The sequence below is a fragment of the Streptomyces millisiae genome (assembly GCF_031845425.1).
GTDB lineage: Bacteria > Actinomycetota > Actinomycetes > Streptomycetales > Streptomycetaceae > Streptomyces > Streptomyces millisiae.
This window is the reverse complement of record NZ_JAVREM010000004.1, coordinates 225,506-245,434: the sequence shown is the minus strand read 5'-3', so window position 1 is coordinate 245,434 and position 19,929 is coordinate 225,506. Positions and strand designations below refer to the sequence as shown.

The window sequence follows — 19,929 nt, the reverse complement described above, 5'->3', positions numbered from 1 at the left end:
GGTTCAGGCGGCGGCCAGCACGGTGTCCGCGCGCTCCACCCCGTCGACGATCCCCGCCAGCTCCGCGTCCTCCCGGAGCTTGGCGAGCGCCCGCGAGACGGCGCTCTTGACCGTGCCCACGGAGACGCCGAGCAGCTCGGCCGTGGCGGCCTCGCTCATGTCCTCGTAGTACCTGAGGACGACCATGGCGCGCTGCCTGGCCGGCAGCCGGACGACCGCCCGCCACATGGCGTCCCGCACCGCCTGCCGCTCGGCCGGGTCGGGCTCGGGCAGCGGCTCGGGCTCGGGCAGCTCGTCGACCGCGTACTCGTCGACGCGCCGCTTGCGCCACTGGGAGGTGCGGGTGTTGAGCAGGGCCCGGCGGACGTATCCGTCGAGGGCCCGGTGGTCCTCGATGCGTTCCCACGCCAGGTAGGTCTTGGTGAGGGCGGTCTGGAGCAGGTCCTCGGCGTCGCTCGGGTTGGACGTCAGCGAGCGGGCCGTGCGCAGCAGCACCGGGCCGCGCGCCTGCACATACGAGGTGAAGGTCGGCGGGGTCCCCATCTGGACCGTCCTGGGCGTGGTCATGCCTTACAAACTAGGAGACATCGACCCCCCTGCGGATCGGCCACAGGTCGCGATGGGACATCCCCCCCAGGGTGTAGAAGGGGGCCTGGCTCCACCTCCCACAGGTGGAGGGGGCACTCGTCCTTCGTCAGGGACCCTCAGGGATCCACCTGATGATCGTCAGGCGGTCAGCTCCTCGATCCGCTGCGCGAAATCCTCGTCGGGGAGGGGGAGTTCGATCTCGTCGACGAAGCGCATGGCGTCCGGGACGTAGTGCACGACGGCCGCCGCGGCGGCCGTCAGATAGCCCGGCTCGCCGCGCAGCAGGGCCAGCACCCGCAGCACGAGGGCCGGGTCGCTGCCGTCCTCCGGCTCGCCCACCGGGTCGTGCGGGTGCCGGTCGGGCCCGGCCTGCCGGTGCCACAGCTCGGCCTCCCACTCCTCCCCGAGGGTGAGGTGGTGGAGGTAGAGGCAGTAGGAGGCGACCCCGTCCCCGGCGCCGGCGGAGAACTGCCACCAGAAGCGGGCGCCGTCCTCCTGGCCGGCCAGCTGGAGCACGCAGCCGAGCACCCGCGCCCCGTCCGGCTCGGGGATCCGGCCGCCGAGCAGGTCCGCCATGTGCTGGAGCGCGCCCTCCTGCTCGACCACCGTGCGACAGAGCGTCCGGAGGGAGCGGGCGATCTCGGCGGCCCTGCTGCCGGGACACGCCATCTGGTCGGGGTCCAGCGCCCCGCACCGCGTCCGGTCGGCGACCCTGGCCGCTATCCGCGACTCGGCCGCGTCGATCTCCTGCCGGGTGTAGGTGCGCGGCGCGCCGGCGAGCACCGCCCGGGCGAGCACCTCGTCAATGGACCTGCTCATCGTCACCGCCCTCCTTCGCCGCCTCCGCCGCCTCGCCGCTCAGCCCCAGTGTCTCCTTGAGCCGGTGCCGCGCGTAGCGGGCCGTCGAGCGTACCCCGGGCTCGCTGATCCCGAGGATGTCGGCGGTCTCGGCGGTGCTGTAGCCGATGCAGTAGCGCAGCACGATGACGTCGTGCTGCCGCTCGGGCAGCTCCCGGATGGCCTGGTACACGCTGAGGGACTCGGCGAGCTCCCCGACCGGGTCGACGGCGTCCCGCAGGGCCACGGTCTCGAAGGCGGCGGTGTCCATCACCACCGGCCGCCGCCCGCGCGCCCGCGCCGCCTCCTCGGTGTGCCGCTTGAGCAGCGCCCAGGCGTGCCCGGCCGGGCTGTCCGCCCGGAGCACCTCGCCCCACTCGGCGGCCATCTGCTCGAACGTGCGGTCGACGGCCTCCTCGGCCTCGTCCCGACCGCCGAGGTGCAGCTCGGCCCAGCGCACGTACGCCGGCCGGTAGAGCTGGTGGAAGGCGCGGAAGTCGGCGGGCAACGGGGTCAGCGGGGCGACCCCTTCACCTCGTAAAGGGGATGTCTCAGTCACCGGTGAACCTCCTGACGGCCGCCCGTGTCGCCTTGTCCGGCGGAATGAGCACTTCCCCGAGCGCTTTCGTTGTCTGACGGAGCGTATCGGTCATCCAGATGGCGCACCAAGTCGCGAACCGGCGCACTTCGGGTGGCTTTCGTCACCACCGGCGGCTATCCCGGGACCATGCGACTCCCTCCCGCCACGGCCCGTCACCTCGTCACCGAGGCCCGCGTCCTGCGCCTGGCCACCGTCGCCCCCGACGGCACCCCCCACCAGGTCCCGGCCACGTTCGCCGCCCACGGCGACACGCTCGTCACCGCGGTCGACCACAAGCCGAAACGGCATCAGCGGCTGCGCCGCCTCGCCAACATCGCCGCCAACCCCCGCGTCTGCGTCCTCGTCGACCACTACGACGACGACTGGACCCACCTCTGGTGGGCCCGCGGCGACGGCACGGCCCGCGTCCTCCCGACCGACCCCCGCATCGCCTGGCTGCGCGCCAAGTACGAGCAGTACCGCGACCACCCACCCGAGGGACCCGTCATCGAGATCACCATCACCCACTGGACCGGCTGGTCCTACGCCGACCTCCCGTGATCCCCTACCGTGCGTGGAAGCCATCATCGCCAGCGCGATAGCCGTCCTCGGCACGCTCCTCGGCTCCGGCCTCACCCTCGCCTTCCAACGCCGCACGACCGACCGCACCCACGCCTTCACCCGCGACGAGCGCCTTCGCCAGGAACGCCTCGACGCCTACGCCACCTACGCCGGCACCCTCCTCAACTACCGCCGCTCGCTGATCCACCTGTGGTTCTGCCTCCACGAACAGCCGCCGCCAGAGGACCCGGAGGCGGTCCGGCCGCGCACCTACGACCTGCGTTCGGAGGCGCAGGAGGCCCTGTTCCGCGTCCAGATGCTGACGGACGACGAAACCCTGAGCCGCACCGCCGAGGACGTCCTCGCCGCCGTCACCGAACTCCCCAGGACCGACAGCCGCCCCGAACTCGACACCCGCCGCCGCGAAACCCGCGACGCCATCAGCGCCCTGGTCCGCGCGGCCAAGCGGCACCTCTGACGCCGCTCAGAGTGAACCCAACTCATCCGCCAACGCCCGGAGCCGGTCGGACGGCAGTGGGCTCATGGTGAGCAGGTCGGCGACGAGTTGCTTGACGGTGGGCTTGGTGCGGAACATCTCGGGCAGCAACTCCCGGACTCTGACGAGGGCGTCGACGGCCTGGTCGATCTGGCGGCGCTGGGCATGGGCCTTCGCGAGGTCGATACCGAAACGAGCCTGCCGTTCCGGGGACAACCCCGAGGCGTCGACGCTCGCCGCCGCCCGCAGCGCGACCCCGGCGTCCCCGAGGTCGACGGCCACGGCCACTTCATGGAGTGCGACGTTGGTGGGCCCGAACTCGGTGTTGTAGTCGTTGCGCCCTTCACCGACCCGTGCCGCGAACTCCCTGGCCTGCCGGAGGTGGTCGTACGCCTCCTCGGCCTGGTTGAGCCGTCCGGCGGCGAGGGCGCGTTGCAGGGCGAGGGCTCCGCGCAGCGCGAGGGCCTCGACGCGCTCGTCGCCGGCCAGGGCCTCCGCCGTGCTGCCGGAGACCTGCGCCGCTTGCTCGTAACGGCCCGCGCCGAGGAATCCGACCGACAACCGGAACCCGCCGGCCGCCATCAGCAGCGGATCGCCCGCCCGTTCGGCGGCCATGACGGCGCGCTCCACGGCGACCCACGCGACGTCCGGCTCGCCCATGTTGGCCAGCGCGGCCCCGCACGTCTGGTACATGGTCGCCAACAGACGGAACAGCTCTGGGCGTTCCTCCGTGCTGCCCACCCGAGCGGCCGACTCCAGCCGAGGAATCAAGCCCTCCAACAGGGCGACCAACTCCGCGTAGTCACCCTGGTGCGTCAACGACCACGCCCGCTCCACCTTGGCCCGCGCTGCAGCGACGTCCACCGGCTCCGGCCGTCCGAGGACCGCCCGCAACGCGTGCGCGCCACTGAGCACCAGCCGCAACCGGCCTGCCCCAGGGGCCTCCTCCTCCGCCACGGACGCGACGATCGGTGCTTCGGCGGCCAGTTCGCCGACGGGGATGTCGAGGACTTCGGCGACCTTCACCAGGACCGTCATCCGGTCGACGCGGCGCACGCCCCGCTCGACCTGGGAGACCCAGGCTTCCGAGCGGTCCAACAGGCCGGCGAACTCCTTCTGCGACAGCCCACGCCGCTTGCGGTGGCCGGCGATCTTCCGGCCGAGCGCCTTCTCGTACTCACTGCTCAACGTCCACACCCTTGCCGGAGACGAAGTCCAGGCGGTCCACCTCGGTCGAGGCGAGGTACTGCTCCCGCTCGCCGAGGAAGGCCCGCACGTACTCCTGTGACTCGTGCGTCTCGAACGCGGCCACGTCGCGGTAGAGCTCGTAGAAGATCCGCTCCAGCGGCCGGCCGTCAACGCGGTGCACGGTGTAGATCACCGTTCCCGGTTCGTTCGCACGAATCTGCGCCCCGGTCCGCGCCACCAGCTCATCGAACGCGGCAGCAGTGGTCTCGTCCTTGCACGTGAACCGCACCATCAGTCCGAACATCCCGGTTCCTCTCTCTTCGGCGAAACGGCCAGGCACCGCCCTTGCGGCGAACGCTATGCCGCATCCACCCGTACGAAAAGTGCGATCCCGCACTCCAAGCTTCCGTATGTGAAGTACGGTACCCGTACTAATTCTACGGCTCATTCCCCCGGGTGTGACCCGAACGAGCGAAGGGCCGCAGAAGACCGCAGGTCATCAGGGATGGAGGACACCATGCCGACCCACCGACGCACCTTCGCCGGCCTGCCCCAAGAGGTCAGCCAGGCCCGCCGCTGGACCCGAGCCATCCTCGGCACCCATCCGTGCGCGGACGACGCCGCCCTGGTCGTCAGCGAACTCGGCGCCAACGCGATCACCCACACCGCGAGCGGAGATGGCAGCTTCCTCCTGGCCGTCACCCACGCGGAGACCACCGTCACCATCACCGTGACCGACGCCGGCGGCACCACCAGCCACCCGCACGTCGAGCACCCTGCCGAGGACTCCCCCAGCGGTCGCGGCTTGGCCCTGGTCACCACCTGTGCGACCAAGGTCCACATCCACGGCGACCACCAAGGCCACACCGTCACCGCCGAACTCCGCCCCAAGCCACCAGGGGCCAGCTCATGCTGACCAGGGCCCGCGCGGTCCGCCTCGAACTCCGCCTGGCCTTCTGGTGCGAGGCGATCGCCTACTACCCCCACGGGCACCGGACGTTCTGGCTCGGTTCCTGCCCCGCAGCCACACCCCGCCTAGCGATGCGCTGGCTCCATACGCGCGCCAAGCACATCGCAGACCAACTCGACCCACCAGCCGCCGCCATCGCCCACCACTGGCTCACCGACCAAGCCGAGCACGAACACGCTCTCGCGCTCCTTGTCGGGGGCGAGTTGTACGCCCACACCATCCACGAAGACAGCCTTCGTTACTTGCTGTCCGTACGGCCCGCCAACCGCACCGCACTTCCCAAGCAGGCCCCATGACCGACCACCAACACCCCACCCACGGCGACGACCAGGAGCACGAGGCGCCACTCCGCCCCGAGATCGAGCAGGGCTACCGCGACGAGTTCCGCGTAGCCATGAACGCCGTGATCCAGTACTGCCGCAACGCCGTCAACGAACACGGCCACCGCGGCCTATGGGCCCCGCACGGAGACAGCCCCGACCACTACGAACTCATGAACCAGGCCCGCCGAGACATCCTCACCAAACTCCGCCTCGTCCTCGACTGCGCCGAGACCATCGCCTACGAGATTGAACGCGACCGACAACGCCCACACCGCCGCCAGCCGGAGTGAGTTACAACCTTCTCTACGACTTCAAGGCGCCGCGCAAGCGCGGCGTGCGCGGCAGCGGCGGCCCCTGGGCCGCCGCTCCTGTCTCCGCCCCGCTCCGACCCAGGCCCGCCGGCCGCGCACCAGTACAGGCACGACCCTGGTTGCGGTGAAGGGGGTCCGCCGTGGCTGAGGGTCAGCTCCACGGCTTTACCCACCTGCCCGGTCCGGGACCCTCATCGGGCAAGGCCAGAGGGCCATCGGCCGGATTAACCGGGCAGGGCTCCGCCCCGCCCGATCAGCTGAGGAAGCGTACGGCCCCGTGACCATGCCCGACCCCAGCCCAGGCAGGACACCGGCCAAACCCGCTCCACCGACCGTGGGGCTCTGCGGCCAAGGGCGGCTCGCATTGACACGGTCACCTGCCGTTTCGCCACGCCCACGAGCGTCTGTCAGTGCTGTTTGATAAATTGTGTAGATGCTCATGGGGTCGAAGTCTCTACAACAAGTCTCTATCAATTTTCAAGAAACTGTAGAGTATCGAAGCAATACAACTGCCGCCGGCGTTCGATTCACACCAACAATTGAGGCTGCGCTCGCGCCAATGATGCGCAGCCTGGCAGCATCCCTTCCACGCGCTCATCGCGGCGTGGCGATGATGGCAGAAGTACCAGGGCCTGTCGGCATTCCCGACCTGGTGGTAATGCCCGCGCCAGGAAAAGCGCTGAAGAATCGACTCGCTTCCGGAATTCCCCCCGTACTGAAGCAAGCTCACGTCCATATGCTAGTGACGCTCAAATTTCAGCAAGGAACTGGCGTACGGGCACTTGCCAAGAGATTGGGGAAAAGCGATGAATGGACAGCAGCAGCATTGCGAGAATTGTCGCAAAATGGAGCCGCCATACTCCGAAACGGTTTGGCCTACCGAGCTGAAGAAGTTAGACCAACCGGCCGGATTTACGCTCTCGAAGCCAAGGTGGATGATTGGCGCTCGGGCGTGCGGCAGGCTTTTCGCTACAGAGCATGGTGCGATGCGAGCGTCCTAGTAGTAGCGAGAATGCCGAAGGATAAAACCCCTTTGCTCGAAGCAGTGCGCAGATTGCATCTTGGACTTGCCTGCGGGGACGAGTGGATCATTCGCCCCCGCATTTCTCCAATCGGTATGCACAATCGACTTCTAGGAAGCGAGCATTTTGTCGCCGCGATTGGCTTTACCCCTACCAGATTCCCTCTGCCTTAGCATATTCTTCCAATGCCCGCAGAGGTGCGTTGACCCATGTGTCGACCTCGGCGCGCGGCACGATATTGGGAATTTGCCTGTCAAGCCAGGAAAAGGCTGCTAGTGCAGTTTCATAGTGGCCCTTGAGGGTTGCCACTGAACCTCGCCGATCGGTTACGTGCTGGATACCGGCTAGCAATCGCCGCAGCACAGCAAGATGATGAAGGCGCTGGTGTGCTTCATCTCGGGGCATTGGCCCACCGCGTAGACGCTCAGCAGCTGCTCTATCCAACCTCTGAATGTCATCTGCGACCGATCGACGCAGGACCGCCAGAAGGCCTTGCTGAGTTACGTAAGATGCTGGCCGCCTCGGTGCAGGAGTGGACAGCTGATAGCCACTAGCATCAAAGACCCTCATTCCTCGATCCCAGCCGCTACCAATCGTGTTTGCTCCGGCTGCAACCGCGAGCAAACCGAGAAAATCTGAATTTTGAACAATCACTCGGCTCCGAGCACTGAGAGAGTGAATCGTCCTCATCCAACCCGCCAAGGCAGCGGTTGACGTTGCTAGATCAGCGATCAGATTAGGGCTGGAATCAGGGATGAGGGTCAGAACCCAAACCGGCGCGCGTAGACCAGCAAGCCTACCCACATATGCATCCAAGTCACTACCGGAAGCATAAAAACTTGTAGTCCCAACAAGGCTTTGGTAGCAAGTGGCATCGAGGCCTTTGGCAATGCGAGCGGTACTGATCGCGTAGTCAGCCATCATTGAGTGACTTGATGTGAGAGCTAAGGTTGGGGCGAGTCTGGGTACCTGAAGCTCGACCTGCCGAGCGAATACCCGCTCAATGTGCTCGACTTGACGAACGGTGCTGTCTAGACCGACCCCTGAGTTGCCCCACAAGCCCCATGTCTCGTAGAGGTCAAGCCTATTTGTGCCGCTCAACAATCGAGCATGGGTCATGGGGTCGAATAGAATTTCCGCACGGTCACCCAACGCTGCGACTACTGCGCTAGCGTCGCGATTCCGCGGAAGAGGAATACGCGGCGTACAAAAGGCGCTGATCACAGTTCCATCCGCAGCACCTCGCTGAATGGCCTCTACTGACCACTTAAAATGACCACTTCGCCGACCATCTTGAATGAATACCGCCATTATTTCCTCCGCCAGATCTAGGATTCGAGAAAATGGAGGCCGAAGAAATCGGGCAGCAGCTTGAGCTCATCAAGCAATTCTCCACCGTCCAGGAATCGTCGAGCGGGCTGCCTCTGCAAGCAACGGTTGATAATGGCACACATGGGCCCCGGCATATCGGGCCGCATGATTTCGACCGCAGGACAATCAAAATTACGCAGCCTGTGAAAATATTCATCTTCAGACCCAAGTGGGTCAATAGGGAGTGCTCCCGTAAGTGCTCGGTAAGCAAGGATCCCAAGCGCGAATATATCGCTGACCGGTTGGATGTCTCCGCCAGGCACGTGTTCCGGACTTCGATGTCCGGGAGTTCCTGGCTGATAGAGACCGGTAAGGGCGCTCTTCGCGAGATGACGGGCCAACCCTGGATCCATCAGCGCAAATGACCCATCACTCAGTTCCCGGATATTGGCCGGACTCAGGTCTCGATGCACAACATCCTGCTCATGGAAAGCCGTTAGCGCCTCCCCAATGTGAACAAGCAGACGAGCGCATCTATCAGAGTCCCACGGCTCCTCCAAATTGAAGCGCATGTCCGTACCATCGAGTCGCTTTTCCACCCAAGCAGCCGCAAATGGGGCCCCAGCATACTCAAGCTCCACGACTTCGCTGAGTACAGAAACCACTCTAGGCGAATCAATGGCAGCAAGGATTTCGACTTCGCGCTGCGCTCGCTCTAAAACGTGGAAGTGATCTGGACCAGTCGGAAGCATCACGACCTTAGCGACAGCTTCGAACTCTTCAAGCTTGCATTCGAAGACATATTTCTGCCCTCCCTGCGCCAATGGGACCAACGAAGACACGGAGAGAGCAGACTCCAAGGACGAAGTAACATCCTCGATACGAATTTCAGTTGCCATTTCAGCCCGTTGCGGTCATAGGTGACGAGGTGCGGTTTGCCCTATGCCCACTTTAGCGCGAGGTGCGCCTCGCAGTCCCGAGGATGGACGAAAGTCAGCCACCATCGCACCCTTCACTACGATATGCTATATATTTTCTATTCGCCCGAATTGACCGCGCTCGGGTTGATCGCTTCCTTGACGGGGAGCCAGTGCGATGCGACGGCCAACTGATGGCGCCAATCTTCGCAATCGTCCTGGCCTGTAAAGTGCACCGTTTCCGGTCGAACACGTCCTACGCGGAGCCACGCTTCGCGAAAGTGACCCTACTCCGAGGCTTCTCGGCTGAATAGCGAACTGCAGCGAACCACTTAGCCGGCGATGCAACGATCTCATGTTCACCTGTTTCAGCAGGTCAGCATGAGTCTGCAGGCATAAGAGAATCGGTGGCTCGGCGCCACATCCTTGCCAAGGGGAACGTTGATCACGGCAGTACGGCACGCAAAGCGATCTTCGCTGAAGCCAAAGCGGCGACAGCACATCGTGGAGCTGGAGGCAGTCCCCCTGGACTGGGCTGACGGCGTTCAGTCCGCCTCCGACAACTGGCGTTGCCCCACCCAGCGAAGATAAGCCCTGTTGTCGGCAGCGCCATACAGCAACCGCCGTGGCCTCAGCCAACCTTCTCCAGGCCGAGGCACTTGGTGATCAGTCCGGCAGACCTCAGCACCCGCGCCGCCGTAGTTCGGGACGACTCGCGTCGACCGCCCAGATCAGCTCCCGTCGGCGGGGTCGCCCCAGTGCCAGGGGACGGCGGGTGGTTGCCATGGCTCGTCTTCGGGCCGGTCGAGGATCGGCGGCTCCACGTGTCTGGGCAGTGGGCTTCCGTCGATGAGTGCTTCAAGCGAGTGCTGGACGTAGCGAAGGTAGTGCCTGACGTCCCGTACCTGTCACTCGCGGTTTCCAGAGCCAACCTCTCGCCACCCGACGTCGTAGGCGAGACGCACGAGTTCGCGGTAGCGCTCGCGAGTCATGTGGTCGCTGATCGCGTAGAGATCGGTGATCATCCCTCGCCGGAGGGATTCCATGGCGTGGCGGCATTGATCGCGCGCATGGCAGCTCAGGTAGGGCGTTTCAGCGGAAACGTCAGGCAGGGACGGCAGCCAAGCGTACAGATCCGCTAACCGTTCCAGAAGCGTCCGGGCCGCGTCCGTCGACCGGGCACGGTCCTGACTCACCTGGTCGAGTCGCAGGCTGGCCGCGTGCTCGGCAGTCGCCAGAGTTGCCTGAGCCGCGATCGATCTGTTCGTCTGCCATCGCGCCACCAACACGGTGATCGCACCACCGACCAAGGTGCCCGCCAGCGCGCCCAGCGACTGCGTGGCGATCTCTGCCCAGAAGCTCATACGGGATTGCTTCACCCGCCAATGCCGGCCACTACCGTAACCGGGGCAGGCAGCCTCTGGTGGACCGACGCGTACCGGCCAAACGACGGGCCAACGGCCCAGGCGACGGCGTGCCCCTCGCGTGCCCCATCGGGCGGGGAATGGCGGGGAGTCACGGTCGTCGGCGGGGAGAGGGAAACTGCGACGGCCCCCGGCCAGATACGCTGGTCGGGGGCCGTTCGCAAGGCTCTCGCGGCGGAGGCGGTGGGATTTGAACGCACGGTGAGGGGTTACCTCACGACGGTTTCAAGACCGTGCTGCTCGTTGGCAGTGCTCGTAGCAGGTGCGGCACTCCGCGCCGACGGGCCTTAGCTCGGCGTGCCGTGTTCTGCGCGCATGGTTTGGATCAGGGCTGCGAGCTTCGGTTCGGCGGCCTTGAGAGCCAGGAGGGCCTGGTCGGGGGTTTCGCCGTCGCGGGGGTGGCCGCGGTCGATGCGTTTGGTGGCGGCGTCGATGCCCGCCAGGACGGTGTTGAGGTCGCGGGAGGCGGCGAGGACCGATTCGGCGGCGATGAGTTGGGCCTCGGCGTAGCGGTCGCGGTAGTCGAGGCGGGCGCGTTCGAGTTGGTCGCGTTCCGTGTCCGTGTAGACGCCGTCGCGGAGGCGGTGGAGGGCGTCCTTGAGGAGGGTGTGGAACTGGCGGGACGCGCGGTTCATCGCGATGTAGGTGGTGCGGCGGTCCTCGGCGTGGCGGCGGCGGTCCTCGAGTTCGGCGTCGAGGAGGCGCTGTTGGCGGCTGACGCGGTGGGTCACCCAGGGGGCCAGGAGCGTGCCGGCGATGCCGACGACGGCGGTCACCATCGCCGCGACGACAGCGGTCAACGCGCGTTGCGTGCGCGGCGGTTGGCTTCGGCTACGCGGTGGCTCAGGGACTCGCTCGCGCTGATGGGGCGGACGTCCTCCGGGCGGGCGGTCCATTCCTGGCCGCCGCCGGGTGGGCGGAGCCAGATCGTGCCGTAGAGGTGGGCCATGACTCTGCCGACCCGGTCGCGCGAGGTGTCGCGTGCCATCGTGCCGATCTCCGGGACGGAGGACGGCAGGGGGGAGGAAGTTCCTGTCATGACCACACTCCGAACGCAGGTCCGGTCCCGCAGGGTCGCCTTCACATCACCACCATGCCCGAGCAGGGGCCCCTCGAAGTGTGTGGGCGCCAGTCTCAGAGCGAAATTTGAGGTTGGCGGTGGAGCAGGGACAGCGCGGCGTCCACCGCCTCGTGTTCGCCGGGGCGGAGGGTGGGGTTGGCGGCGCGGCGGGCGTGGGCGTGGGGGAGGTGGGTGGGGATGGTGGCGGCGGTCGGGCCGAGGGCGTCGAGGAGGGCGGTCAGGAGGGCCGCCGAGGGGCCGGCGATCGGGGAGTCGGCGACGGCGACCTCGGCGAGGATCATCGCGGAGACGGCGAGGTCGTAGCCGGGCGGGCCCTCGGCGCTGTCGTGCCAGTCGATGACGACGGGGCCGCGCGGGGTGAGGAGGACGTTCTCCGGGTGCAGGTCGAGGTGGAGGATCGGGTCGGCGTGGCGGGGCGGGACGGCGTGGAGGCGGGTGAGGAGGTCGGCGAGGAGCCGGCCGCCGGCCGGGATGGGGGTGTCGCCGGCGAGGAGGGAGGCGAAGAGGGTGGGGCCCGTGAGGCGTTCGAGTATCAGGTCGGCGGGGGTGGGGGCGCCGGGGTGTACGGCCGGGACGGGGTAGCCGTGGGTGCCGAGATACGCCATGACCGCGGCCTCCTCGGCGGCGTCCCGGCCGTCGCGGTAGCGGCGCAGCACGCGGTGGTCGTCCAGCGCGTGGACGTCGGCGGTGCGGCCGGAGCCGATGAGTTCCCCGAGGAGCATGAGGGGGAGGCTACGACTTCGCCGCGCGTTTCGCGGCCTGTTTCGTCTCGCGGACCCGGGTCAGGGAGTCGGGTCCGGTGATGTCGGCGACGGAGCGGTAGGCGCCCTCCTCGCCGTAGGCGCCCGCCGCCTCGCGCCAGCCGGTGGGGGTGACGCCGAGCTGCTTGCCGAGGAGCGCCAGGAAGATCTGGGCCTTCTGCTTGCCGAAGCCGGGCAGCGCGTTGAGCCGGCGCAGCAGTTCGCGGCCGTCGTCGACGTCACGCCACAGCGCGCCGGCGTCGCCGTCGTAGTGGTCGACGAGGTACTGGCACAGCTGCTGCACCCGGCGCGCCATCGAGCCGGGGTAGCGGTGGACGGCGGGTTTGGTGGCGAGCAGGGCGGCGAACTCCTCGGGGTCGCGGGCGGCGATCTCGCGGGCGTCGAGGTCGTCGCCGCCCATCCGCCGGGCGATGGTGTAGGGCCCGGTGAAGGCCCACTCCATGGGCACCTGCTGGTCGAGGAGCATGCCGACGAGCCGGGCCAGCGGGCTGCGGCCGAGGAGTTCGTCGGCCTCGGGGCGCTGGGCGAGGTGGAGGGTGTGGGGGTGGGGGTCGGGAGTGGTCATGGGGTCATGATCGGGGCCGCGGGGCTATTTCAGGGGGAGCGCCTCGGCGAGGGCGCGGTAGGCGGCGAGCGGGAAGTCCTCGTGTCCGTCGCCCGTGACCACCTGGAGCGCGACGTGGTCGGCGCCGGCGGCCAGGAACTCCTCGGCCCTGGCCCGCACCGTCGTCGGCTCGCCGAGCGCGAAGAGCGCGTGGACGAGGCGGTCGCTGCCGCCGCCGGTGAGATCCTCCTCGGCGAAGCCGAGCCGCAGCAGGTTGTTGGTGTAGTTGGGGAGCGCGAGGTAGCGCGCGAGGTAGGCGCGGGCCGTGGTGAGCGCCCGCGCCGGCTCGGGGTCGAGGACGGCCTTGAGCTCGGGGGCGAGCAGCGCCTCCTCGCCCAGGGTGGCGCGGGCCTGGGCGGTGTGTTCGGCCGTCACCAGGTAGGGGTGGGCGCCGGCGGCGCGGTCGCGGGAGAGTTCGAGCATCTTCGGGCCGAGCGCGGCCAGCACCCGGCGCCCGGCGGGGACGGGGCGCGGCGCGGCGTCGAGCGCCGTCAGGTAGTCGCGCATCGCGGAGTACGGCTTGCGGTAACGGTCCGTCAGGGCGCCGTGGCTGACGCCGAGGCCCAGCAGGAAGCGGCCGCCCGAGCTCTCGTCGGCGTCGGCGTACCGGGCGGCGACGTCCTCGGCCGAGTGCAGCCAGATGGAGAGGATGCCGGTGGCCACGGTGATCCGGCGGGTGGCGTCCAGCAGCGGCACGGCCTGTTCGACGCCGGGGCTGCCGCCGAGCCAGATGGCGCCGTAGCCGAGCTCGTCGAGCTCGGCCGCCGCGTCGGCGATCTCCGCGCGGCGGCCGGGCTCCTCGGCCTTGAGGGTGGCGCTCCAGACGCCGAAGGCGCCGATCGTGCTCTTGAGGGTGGGGGTGTCTGCGCTCATGCCGGGGCAAACCCGGCGGCGGAGGCGGCTATTCCGTGACGATCTGGTCGCCCTCGATCCTCACCCCGATGGCGGGCAGCGGCTCGGGGGCCGGGCCGCCGAGCACCTCGCCGGTGGCGGCGTCGAAGACGGACTGGTGGCAGGGGCAGCGCAGCTCCACGCCCTCGGGCTGCACGCTGCACCCCGCGTGGGTACAGATGGCGCTGAAGCAGGCCACGGTCGTCTCGTCGGCGCGGAAGAGCATGGCCTCCTGGCCGTCGGCGGTGACGGGGACGGCCTCGCCCACCGGCACGTCGGCGACGTCGGCGATGGCGGTGCCGCCGGCCGAGCCGGAGCCCGAGCCGGCCGAGGCCTCGTCCCCGCCGGCCTCCGAGCCGGCGCCGCCGTCGGCGGCCTGGCTGGGGGAGGGGGAGCCGGAGGAGCTGTCGTCGTCGCTGCCGCACGCGGCCAGGGCCAGCGCTCCGGCCGAGGCGGCGGTCGCGGCGAGCACGGTGCGGCGGCTGTGTGAGGTCGCTGTCATACCCCAGCAAACGAGAGTGCCCGGGGTTGGGTTCAACGCCGGGCGGAAAACGCGGGGAAACGGGGCGGCGCGCGATTGAACCCGGGGGGCGCGCGTCTCGTGTCAGGGGCGAACGGGTGCGCGGACGGAAGCGTGCATGGCAGCGTGGGTGCGTCGTGGGAGCGCGGCGGGAAGGTAGCGAGGGATGGTCATCGGCTGGCTGTCGCGACTGCTGGTCGCGGCGGGACTTATCGGCTCGGCGTGGGTGCACTGGGTGGTCTGGGACGACTGGGCCCGCTTCATGGACGTCGTCGGGCCGCTCTTCATGGTCAACGTGATCGCGGGCCCGGTGATCGCGCTCGCCGTGCTGCTCTGGCGCGGCCACTGGCTGCCCGAGCTGGCCGCGGTCGGCTTCGGCGTCGCCACCCTCGGCGCCTATGTGATGTCGCTGACGGTCGGCTTCTTCGACGTCCAGGAGCAGTTCAGGACGGACGAGGAACTGTGGGGCGTGATCACGGAGGCGGCCTGCGTGGTCTTCGGGCTCGTGCTGCTGGCGCAGCGGTACGCCGCCAGGTCGCGGAAGCGGGACCTGCCGCCGCCCGCCGGCCGCCGGGGCCGGCACCGCGGCGGGCTCCAGGGCCAGGGCCAGGGCCAGGGTCAGGCCCAGGGGCAGGGCCAGGGCGGGCAGGCATGAGCGATGCCGCGGAGGACGAGTTGATGCGTGCCCTGCACGAGCAACACGCCGCCGCGCTCTGGTCGTTCGCCCTGCACCTCACCGGGGGCGACCGGGCGAGGGCCGAGGACGTGACGCAGGAGACGCTGCTGCGGGCCTGGCGCCACCCCGGCGTGCTGGACCAGACCGCGCGCTCGGCGCGCGCCTGGCTGTTCACCGTCGCCCGGCGCATCGTCATCGACGGGTGGCGCTCGGCGGCGGCGCGCTCCGAGATAACCACCGACGAGCCCCCCGAGCTCGCCGTGCCCGACGACACGGAGCGCGCGGTGCAGGGCTGGCTGGTCGCCGACGCCCTCGCGGAGCTCTCCGCGCGCCACCGCGAGGTGCTGACCCTCTGCTACTTCCAGGGATACTCGGTGGCCGAGGCCGCCGCCCGCCTCGGCGTCGCGGAGGGAACCATCAAATCCCGGACGCACTACGCCCTCCGTGCGCTGCGCCTGGTGCTCGAGGAGAAGGGCGTGACCCGATGAACGGGGTGGGGGCAGCGGGCGTCGACCCGTTCGAGACCTGGGACGGCGCGTACGTGCTCGGCGCGCTCTCCCCGCAGGACAGATCCGACTTCGAGGAGCACCTGCGCGGCTGCGACCGGTGCGCCGAGTCGGTGCGGCAGCTCGCCGGCATACCCGGGCTGCTCAGCCAGGCCGACCCGGACGGGTTGGCCGCGGCCGGCGTCGAGCCGGCTCCGCCGGAGGACCTGCTGCCGGGGCTGCTGACCCGGGTGGCGCGGGAGCGCCGCCGGCGCTTCACGACCACGCTCTCCGCCGCGCTGCTGGCGCTCGCGGCCTGCCTGGTGCTGGTGTTCTCGGCGGTCTTCGCGGGCGGTGGCGACGGCTCCGACGGCGAGGGCGTGCCGGACGGCGGTCCGCCGGTGGCGGCCGGCGGCCCGATGACGCCGCTCGGCGACTGGCCGGTGCGGGCGGACGTCTCGCTCGCCGACGCCGACTGGGGCACCAGGGTGGAGATGGAGTGCCAGTACGGCGACGGCGAGGGCGGCGCGTACGTGCTGGTCGCGGTCGGCAGGGACGGCGAGACGGAGGAGCTGGCCAGCTGGCGCGCGCTGCCGGAGAACAGCGCGTCGATGACGGTCGGCACCCCGATGTCGCGGGCGGCCATCGAGTGGTTGGAGGTCCGCACGCTCGACGGGGTGCCGGTGCTCAGGCTGGCGGTGGCGCCGTAGCGGGCCGGCCGCCGCCGGGCGTCACGGGGCCGGGCGTCACGCGGCCGGGTGTCAGGGCGCCGTCCACTTCTGGTTGGCGGTGCCCGCGCACGTCCACAGTTGGAGCCGGGTGCCGTTGGCGGTGGAGTGGTCCGTCACGTCCAGGCACTTGTCGGCCTGCGGGTTGACGATGTCCCGGGCGGCCGTGACCACCCACCGCTGGTTGGGGCCGCCGGTGCAGTCCCACAGCTGGAGCCGGGCGCCGTCGCCGGTGGCGCCGTCCACCACGTCCAGGCACTTGCCGAGCGCGCGCAGCGTGCCGTCGGCGCCCACCGTCCAGGACTGCGCGGCGGTGCCGTTGCAGTCGTACAGCTGGACGGGGGTGCCGTTCGCGGTGTTGGCACCCGCGACGTCCACGCACTTCCCGCCGAGTCCGGTGATCGGCCCGGTGCGCGTGCCGGCGTCCGAGGTGCTGACCCGGACGTGGTCGACGACCAGTTGCTGCGGGAAGACGGTGCTGGAGTCCGGGTTGCCCGGCCAGTAGCCGCCGACCGCGAGGTTGAGGATCAGGAAGAACGGCTTGTCGAAGACCCAGGGGTCGCCGCCCAGGTCGGCCGGGGTGCGGGTCTGGTACACCTGCCCGTCGACCGACCAGCTGATCCGGCCGGGCGACCAGTCGACCGCGAAGGTGTGGAAGCCGTCGGCGAACGCCTGGCCGCCGGGCAGCGTGTAGGCGGCGCCGATGCCCTCGCTCCCCGAGTAGCCCGGGCCGTGCAGCGTGCCGTGCACGGTGCCCGGCTCGAAGCCGACGTTCTCCATCACGTCGATCTCGCCGCTGGCCGGCCAGCCGATGGAGCCGATGTCGTTGCCCAGCATCCAGAACGCCGGCCACATGCCCTGGCCGCGCGGCACCCGCAGCCGGGCCTCGACGTGGCCGTACTGCGCGGTGAACCGGCCCGCGGTGTTGAGGCGGGCCGAGGTGTACTCGCACCGGCCGTACCAGCAGGCGTAGTTGCCGGGGTTCTCGCGGCGGGCGGTGATCACCAGGTTGCCCTGGCCGTCGAGCGCGGCGTTGTTGGTGCCGCCCGTGTAGTACTGCAGCTCGTGGTTGTTGACGTTGTCGCCGGTCTCCAGCTGCCAGCGGGCGCCGTTGACGGCGGTGCCGGCGGGACCGTCGAAGGTGTCCTCGAAGACCACGGCCAGCGGCGCGGCGAGGGCCGGGTCCTGGTCCGGCGGCGGGGCCTCGGCGGCGGCGCCGGCGGGGGTCTGGAGGAGCGCGCCGGCCAGGGCCAGCAGCAGGGTGCCGGTGAGCAGCCGGCGGAGGTGTGGGGGTGAGAAGCGTCTCATGTACACGACATAGCGCTTGGCGTAGACCAATTCAAGAGTCTGGACCGAACCGGACGCGCGCCACGAGGCGGACCGGGCTGTTCCGCTCCGGCCGGGGTTCGCTAGGGTCGGCAGGCATGGCTCACAACCCCCAAGCGCCGCAGGGCCCGAACCAACCGGACCCGGCCGGCAGCACGCAGATGTTCCAGGCGTTCGTCGACCAGGGGGGAACCCCCGGCGGCACGGCGGGCCGGCAGCCGACGCCGGTGGCGCCGCAGTCCTCAGGGCCCAGGATCGGCGTCATCCTGGGCATCGCGGCCGCGATCACGGTGCTCGCCGTGGTGGCCTGGCTGGCGTTCAGCTGACGGGCTGACACCGAACTCCGAAAAACGCGAGAGCGGGTGAGGGCACGCGTGGGCGTGGGATCCACGCGCCCTCTTCTCCCGGACCGGCGGCCCACCGCCGGTCCGGGCCTCCTCACTCCTCGGCCGTCAGACCCTCGCGCAGCTGCGCCAGGGTGCGGGTCAGCAGCCGCGAGACGTGCATCTGCGAGATGCCGACCTCCTCGCCGATCTGGGACTGCGTCATGTTGCCGAAGAAGCGCAGCATGATGATGCGCCGCTCCCTGGCCGGCAGCCGGGCCAGCAGCGGCTTCAGGGACTCCCGGTACTCCACGCCCTCCAGGGCCGTGTCCTCGTAGCCCAGGCGGTCGGCGAGCGAGCCCTCGCCGCCGTCCTCCTCGGGCGAGGGGGAGTCCAGCGAGCTGGCCGTGTACGCGTTGCCCACGGCGAGCCCGTCGACGACCTCGTCCTCGCTGACGCCCAGGCAGGCGGCGAGCTCGGGCACGGTCGGCGACCTGTCGAGACGCTGGGACAGCTCGTCGCTCGCCTTGGTGAGCGCGAGCCGCAACTCCTGGAGCCGGCGCGGCACCCGCACCGACCAGGACGTGTCACGGAAGAACCGCTTGATCTCCCCGACCACGGTGGGCATCGCGAAGGTCGGGAACTCCACGCCCCGCTCGCAGTCGAAGCGGTCGATCGCCTTGATCAGGCCGATGGTGCCGACCTGGACGATGTCCTCCATCGGCTCGTTCCTGCTGCGGAACCTGGCCGCCGCGTACCGGACGAGCGGCAGGTTCAGCTCGATCAGGGTGTCGCGGACGTAGGCCCGCTCCGGGCTGTCCGCGTCGAGCGTGGCGAGCCGCTGAAAGAGTGAACGGGAGAGGGTGCGGGTATCGAGGTTGTCGGTCTCCGCGGGAGCTTCGGCCGGCAACGAGGGTACGTGCGGCGCGGGAACATGCGGCGTGCCGGTCGTGGTGAGCACCTTGGAGCTGCCCAGTTCTACGGACATGCCACCCCCTTAGGTCGTGGACGGGTCGCGGCGGCGCGCTGACGGTGACACAGGACGAGAGAACGCGCCCTCGTGGAGATACCGGCTCTGCCGCCACGGCAAACACGGTTTCCACAGAATGTCACGCGTCGTCAACGCGACGTAGCTTCATGTCGATAAAACGGCACAGCTGATGTGCGAGTTCCCGGAGTTGGGTCCTTCGTCAGGCTTAGTTCTCGATCGGATTTGCGGAGCGGAGCCGGGTGAAGCTTCGGGACAGCAGCCGGGACACGTGCATCTGTGACATACCCAACTCCGCGCTGATCTGCGACTGCGTCAGGTTCCGGTAGTAGCGCATCAGCAGGATCCGCCGCTCCCGCTCCGGCAGTTGGACCAGCAGGTGCCGCACCAGCGCCCGGTGCTCGACGTCCGCCAGCCCCGGGTCCTCGTAGCCGAGCCGGTCGATCGGGCCCTGCCCGCCGTCCTCCCGCTCCTTGGCCGCCTCCAGCGAGGACACCCGGTAGGCGCGCCCCGCGTCCATGCTCGCCAGCACCTCGTCCTCCGGGATCCGCAGCCGCTCGGCGATCTCGGCCGGCGTCGGGTGCCGCTCCAGCGTCACCGTCAGATCCTCGGCGGCCGTCCGCACCTGCGCCCACAGCTCGTGCAGCCGGCGCGGCACGTGCACCGTGCGCACGCTGTCCCGGAAGTAGCGCCGGATCTCGCCGACGATCGTCGGCATGGCGAAGGTGGCGAACTGCACGCCGCGCTCCATGTCGAAGCGGTCGATGGCGTGGATCAGGCCGATGGTGCCGACCTGGACGATGTCCTCCAGCGGCTCGTTGCGGCTACGGAAGCGCAGCGCCACGAAGCGGACCAGCGGCAGGTTGGCCTCGATCAGCGCCCCCCGGACCCTGGCGTGCTCGGCGGTCCCGGGCTCCAGGGCGGTCAGCCGCTCGAAGAGCGCCTGCGTCACCGCGCGCGCCTTCGCACCCCGGGTCCCCGTCGCCGCCACCTGCCGACCACCCCTTACGGTGCACTA

26 protein-coding genes are annotated in these 19,929 nt (G+C 69.3%); 10 read left to right on the top strand and 16 right to left on the bottom strand.

The features are described from left to right. Positions 1-3: 3 nt before the first annotated feature. The 3 genes from RNC47_RS07050 to RNC47_RS07040 all read right to left on the bottom strand — a co-directional run bounded on the left by RNC47_RS07050 (position 4) and on the right by RNC47_RS07040 (position 1,984). Positions 4-567 (bottom strand): SigE family RNA polymerase sigma factor, encoded by a 564-nt coding sequence (locus RNC47_RS07050; protein ID WP_311596513.1) that lies wholly within the window; start codon positions 565-567, stop codon positions 4-6. 159 nt (positions 568-726) lie between these two features. Further along, entirely contained in the window at positions 727-1,407 is a 681-nt protein-coding gene (locus tag RNC47_RS07045; protein ID WP_311596512.1) for a hypothetical protein, read from the bottom strand. Then, on the bottom strand, positions 1,391-1,984 hold the full coding sequence (locus tag RNC47_RS07040; RefSeq protein WP_311596511.1) for an RNA polymerase sigma factor: 594 nt from the start codon (positions 1,982-1,984) through the stop codon (positions 1,391-1,393). The genes RNC47_RS07045 and RNC47_RS07040 overlap by 17 nt, the downstream gene beginning before the upstream one ends. Before the next feature lie 168 nt (positions 1,985-2,152). Here RNC47_RS07040 and RNC47_RS07035 point away from each other — a divergent pair, with 168 nt between their 5' ends. Next, positions 2,153-2,566: a TIGR03668 family PPOX class F420-dependent oxidoreductase gene (locus RNC47_RS07035; protein ID WP_311596509.1), complete on the top strand. Its 414-nt coding sequence runs from the start codon at positions 2,153-2,155 to the stop codon at positions 2,564-2,566. 13 nt (positions 2,567-2,579) lie between these two features. Then, the gene (locus RNC47_RS07030) at positions 2,580-3,044 is read left to right on the top strand and encodes a hypothetical protein (RefSeq protein WP_311596508.1); all 465 of its coding nucleotides are present in this window, start codon (positions 2,580-2,582) and stop codon (positions 3,042-3,044) included. A 6-nt stretch (positions 3,045-3,050) separates the two neighbouring features. On the opposite strand, the gene RNC47_RS07025 is transcribed toward RNC47_RS07030, so the two are convergent. Together RNC47_RS07025 and RNC47_RS07020 are read right to left on the bottom strand one after the other, a co-directional pair. Beyond that, the gene (locus RNC47_RS07025; RefSeq protein WP_311596506.1) at positions 3,051-4,259 is read right to left on the bottom strand and encodes a helix-turn-helix domain-containing protein; all 1,209 of its coding nucleotides are present in this window, start codon (positions 4,257-4,259) and stop codon (positions 3,051-3,053) included. Then, complete coding sequence (locus tag RNC47_RS07020) at positions 4,240-4,554, bottom strand: putative quinol monooxygenase (protein ID WP_311596503.1); 315 nt, start codon at positions 4,552-4,554, stop codon at positions 4,240-4,242. The genes RNC47_RS07025 and RNC47_RS07020 overlap by 20 nt, the downstream gene beginning before the upstream one ends. A gap of 213 nt (positions 4,555-4,767) precedes the next feature. Here RNC47_RS07020 and RNC47_RS07015 point away from each other — a divergent pair, with 213 nt between their 5' ends. The 4 genes from RNC47_RS07015 to RNC47_RS07000 all read left to right on the top strand — a co-directional run bounded on the left by RNC47_RS07015 (position 4,768) and on the right by RNC47_RS07000 (position 7,049). Beyond that, the gene (locus RNC47_RS07015) at positions 4,768-5,166 is read left to right on the top strand and encodes an ATP-binding protein (protein ID WP_311596501.1); all 399 of its coding nucleotides are present in this window, start codon (positions 4,768-4,770) and stop codon (positions 5,164-5,166) included. Continuing rightward, positions 5,160-5,516: a hypothetical protein gene (locus RNC47_RS07010; RefSeq protein ID WP_311596500.1), complete on the top strand. Its 357-nt coding sequence runs from the start codon at positions 5,160-5,162 to the stop codon at positions 5,514-5,516. The genes RNC47_RS07015 and RNC47_RS07010 overlap by 7 nt, the downstream gene beginning before the upstream one ends. Then, on the top strand, positions 5,513-5,833 hold the full coding sequence (locus RNC47_RS07005; RefSeq protein WP_311596498.1) for a hypothetical protein: 321 nt from the start codon (positions 5,513-5,515) through the stop codon (positions 5,831-5,833). The genes RNC47_RS07010 and RNC47_RS07005 overlap by 4 nt, the downstream gene beginning before the upstream one ends. Before the next feature lie 454 nt (positions 5,834-6,287). Then, positions 6,288-7,049 (top strand): hypothetical protein, encoded by a 762-nt coding sequence (locus tag RNC47_RS07000; protein WP_311596496.1) that lies wholly within the window; start codon positions 6,288-6,290, stop codon positions 7,047-7,049. Between the two features lie 1,155 nt (positions 7,050-8,204). Here the strand turns inward: RNC47_RS07000 and RNC47_RS06995 are convergent. The 8 genes from RNC47_RS06995 to RNC47_RS06960 form a co-directional block, all read right to left on the bottom strand. Continuing rightward, on the bottom strand, positions 8,205-9,086 hold the full coding sequence (locus tag RNC47_RS06995; protein ID WP_311596494.1) for a serine/threonine protein kinase: 882 nt from the start codon (positions 9,084-9,086) through the stop codon (positions 8,205-8,207). Between the two features lie 926 nt (positions 9,087-10,012). Continuing rightward, positions 10,013-10,468, bottom strand: a complete 456-nt coding sequence (locus tag RNC47_RS06990) for a hypothetical protein (RefSeq protein ID WP_311596492.1) — start codon at positions 10,466-10,468, stop codon at positions 10,013-10,015. 347 nt (positions 10,469-10,815) lie between these two features. Continuing rightward, the gene (locus RNC47_RS06985; protein ID WP_311596490.1) at positions 10,816-11,328 is read right to left on the bottom strand and encodes a hypothetical protein; all 513 of its coding nucleotides are present in this window, start codon (positions 11,326-11,328) and stop codon (positions 10,816-10,818) included. Then, complete coding sequence (locus RNC47_RS06980; protein ID WP_311596488.1) at positions 11,325-11,567, bottom strand: hypothetical protein; 243 nt, start codon at positions 11,565-11,567, stop codon at positions 11,325-11,327. The genes RNC47_RS06985 and RNC47_RS06980 overlap by 4 nt, the downstream gene beginning before the upstream one ends. Positions 11,568-11,662: 95 nt before the next feature. Then, positions 11,663-12,331 carry a phosphotransferase gene (locus RNC47_RS06975; protein ID WP_311596486.1) on the bottom strand — a complete coding sequence of 223 codons (669 nt, stop codon included), beginning with the start codon at positions 12,329-12,331 and terminating at the stop codon, positions 11,663-11,665. Between the two features lie 10 nt (positions 12,332-12,341). Continuing rightward, positions 12,342-12,935 carry an HhH-GPD-type base excision DNA repair protein gene (locus RNC47_RS06970; protein ID WP_311596484.1) on the bottom strand — a complete coding sequence of 198 codons (594 nt, stop codon included), beginning with the start codon at positions 12,933-12,935 and terminating at the stop codon, positions 12,342-12,344. A gap of 24 nt (positions 12,936-12,959) precedes the next feature. Beyond that, complete coding sequence (locus RNC47_RS06965; RefSeq protein WP_311596483.1) at positions 12,960-13,847, bottom strand: LLM class F420-dependent oxidoreductase; 888 nt, start codon at positions 13,845-13,847, stop codon at positions 12,960-12,962. Positions 13,848-13,875: 28 nt separating this feature from the next. Next, complete coding sequence (locus RNC47_RS06960) at positions 13,876-14,367, bottom strand: QcrA and Rieske domain-containing protein (protein WP_311596481.1); 492 nt, start codon at positions 14,365-14,367, stop codon at positions 13,876-13,878. Between the two features lie 184 nt (positions 14,368-14,551). Between RNC47_RS06960 and RNC47_RS06955 the strand changes: the two genes are divergently transcribed. Genes RNC47_RS06955 through RNC47_RS06945 form a run of 3 tightly spaced genes read left to right on the top strand, consistent with a single transcriptional unit; the run spans position 14,552 to position 16,256 of the window. Further along, positions 14,552-15,040 carry a hypothetical protein gene (locus RNC47_RS06955; RefSeq protein WP_311596479.1) on the top strand — a complete coding sequence of 163 codons (489 nt, stop codon included), beginning with the start codon at positions 14,552-14,554 and terminating at the stop codon, positions 15,038-15,040. Continuing rightward, entirely contained in the window at positions 15,037-15,549 is a 513-nt protein-coding gene (locus RNC47_RS06950) for a sigma-70 family RNA polymerase sigma factor (RefSeq protein ID WP_132932233.1), read from the top strand. Before RNC47_RS06955 ends, RNC47_RS06950 begins: the two co-directional genes overlap by 4 nt. Next, positions 15,546-16,256: an anti-sigma factor family protein gene (locus RNC47_RS06945; protein WP_311596477.1), complete on the top strand. Its 711-nt coding sequence runs from the start codon at positions 15,546-15,548 to the stop codon at positions 16,254-16,256. Before RNC47_RS06950 ends, RNC47_RS06945 begins: the two co-directional genes overlap by 4 nt. Positions 16,257-16,307: 51 nt before the next feature. Here the strand turns inward: RNC47_RS06945 and RNC47_RS06940 are convergent, their stop codons facing one another. Further along, entirely contained in the window at positions 16,308-17,582 is a 1,275-nt protein-coding gene (locus RNC47_RS06940) for a lectin (protein WP_311596475.1), read from the bottom strand. 116 nt (positions 17,583-17,698) lie between these two features. On the opposite strand from RNC47_RS06940, the gene RNC47_RS06935 reads away from it, so the two are divergent. Continuing rightward, positions 17,699-17,926: a hypothetical protein gene (locus RNC47_RS06935; protein WP_311596474.1), complete on the top strand. Its 228-nt coding sequence runs from the start codon at positions 17,699-17,701 to the stop codon at positions 17,924-17,926. 112 nt (positions 17,927-18,038) lie between these two features. Here the strand turns inward: RNC47_RS06935 and RNC47_RS06930 are convergent, their stop codons facing one another. Both RNC47_RS06930 and RNC47_RS06925 read right to left on the bottom strand, forming a co-directional pair. Next, complete coding sequence (locus RNC47_RS06930) at positions 18,039-18,911, bottom strand: RNA polymerase sigma factor SigF (RefSeq protein WP_311596472.1); 873 nt, start codon at positions 18,909-18,911, stop codon at positions 18,039-18,041. 208 nt (positions 18,912-19,119) lie between these two features. Beyond that, positions 19,120-19,902: a SigB/SigF/SigG family RNA polymerase sigma factor gene (locus RNC47_RS06925; RefSeq protein WP_311596470.1), complete on the bottom strand. Its 783-nt coding sequence runs from the start codon at positions 19,900-19,902 to the stop codon at positions 19,120-19,122. Positions 19,903-19,929 lie beyond the last annotated feature (27 nt).

What these genes read in the sequence shown, in the direction of transcription:
- RNC47_RS07050 (WP_311596513.1), bottom strand. Translation starts at nt 567, where the DNA reads ATGACCACGCCCAGGACGGTCCAGATGGGGACCCCGCCGACCTTCACC.
- RNC47_RS07045 (WP_311596512.1), bottom strand. Translation starts at nt 1,407, where the DNA reads ATGAGCAGGTCCATTGACGAGGTGCTCGCCCGGGCGGTGCTCGCCGGC.
- RNC47_RS07035 (WP_311596509.1), top strand. Translation starts at nt 2,153, where the DNA reads ATGCGACTCCCTCCCGCCACGGCCCGTCACCTCGTCACCGAGGCCCGC.
- RNC47_RS07020 (WP_311596503.1), bottom strand. Translation starts at nt 4,554, where the DNA reads ATGTTCGGACTGATGGTGCGGTTCACGTGCAAGGACGAGACCACTGCT.
- RNC47_RS07015 (WP_311596501.1), top strand. Translation starts at nt 4,768, where the DNA reads ATGCCGACCCACCGACGCACCTTCGCCGGCCTGCCCCAAGAGGTCAGC.
- RNC47_RS07010 (WP_311596500.1), top strand. Translation starts at nt 5,160, where the DNA reads ATGCTGACCAGGGCCCGCGCGGTCCGCCTCGAACTCCGCCTGGCCTTC.
- RNC47_RS07005 (WP_311596498.1), top strand. Translation starts at nt 5,513, where the DNA reads ATGACCGACCACCAACACCCCACCCACGGCGACGACCAGGAGCACGAG.
- RNC47_RS07000 (WP_311596496.1), top strand. Translation starts at nt 6,288, where the DNA reads ATGCTCATGGGGTCGAAGTCTCTACAACAAGTCTCTATCAATTTTCAA.
- RNC47_RS06995 (WP_311596494.1), bottom strand. Translation starts at nt 9,086, where the DNA reads ATGGCAACTGAAATTCGTATCGAGGATGTTACTTCGTCCTTGGAGTCT.
- RNC47_RS06990 (WP_311596492.1), bottom strand. Translation starts at nt 10,468, where the DNA reads ATGAGCTTCTGGGCAGAGATCGCCACGCAGTCGCTGGGCGCGCTGGCG.
- RNC47_RS06980 (WP_311596488.1), bottom strand. Translation starts at nt 11,567, where the DNA reads ATGACAGGAACTTCCTCCCCCCTGCCGTCCTCCGTCCCGGAGATCGGC.
- RNC47_RS06975 (WP_311596486.1), bottom strand. Translation starts at nt 12,331, where the DNA reads ATGCTCCTCGGGGAACTCATCGGCTCCGGCCGCACCGCCGACGTCCAC.
- RNC47_RS06970 (WP_311596484.1), bottom strand. Translation starts at nt 12,935, where the DNA reads ATGACCACTCCCGACCCCCACCCCCACACCCTCCACCTCGCCCAGCGC.
- RNC47_RS06965 (WP_311596483.1), bottom strand. Translation starts at nt 13,847, where the DNA reads ATGAGCGCAGACACCCCCACCCTCAAGAGCACGATCGGCGCCTTCGGC.
- RNC47_RS06960 (WP_311596481.1), bottom strand. Translation starts at nt 14,367, where the DNA reads ATGACAGCGACCTCACACAGCCGCCGCACCGTGCTCGCCGCGACCGCC.
- RNC47_RS06955 (WP_311596479.1), top strand. Translation starts at nt 14,552, where the DNA reads ATGGTCATCGGCTGGCTGTCGCGACTGCTGGTCGCGGCGGGACTTATC.
- RNC47_RS06950 (WP_132932233.1), top strand. Translation starts at nt 15,037, where the DNA reads ATGAGCGATGCCGCGGAGGACGAGTTGATGCGTGCCCTGCACGAGCAA.
- RNC47_RS06945 (WP_311596477.1), top strand. Translation starts at nt 15,546, where the DNA reads ATGAACGGGGTGGGGGCAGCGGGCGTCGACCCGTTCGAGACCTGGGAC.
- RNC47_RS06940 (WP_311596475.1), bottom strand. Translation starts at nt 17,582, where the DNA reads ATGAGACGCTTCTCACCCCCACACCTCCGCCGGCTGCTCACCGGCACC.
- RNC47_RS06935 (WP_311596474.1), top strand. Translation starts at nt 17,699, where the DNA reads ATGGCTCACAACCCCCAAGCGCCGCAGGGCCCGAACCAACCGGACCCG.
- RNC47_RS06930 (WP_311596472.1), bottom strand. Translation starts at nt 18,911, where the DNA reads ATGTCCGTAGAACTGGGCAGCTCCAAGGTGCTCACCACGACCGGCACG.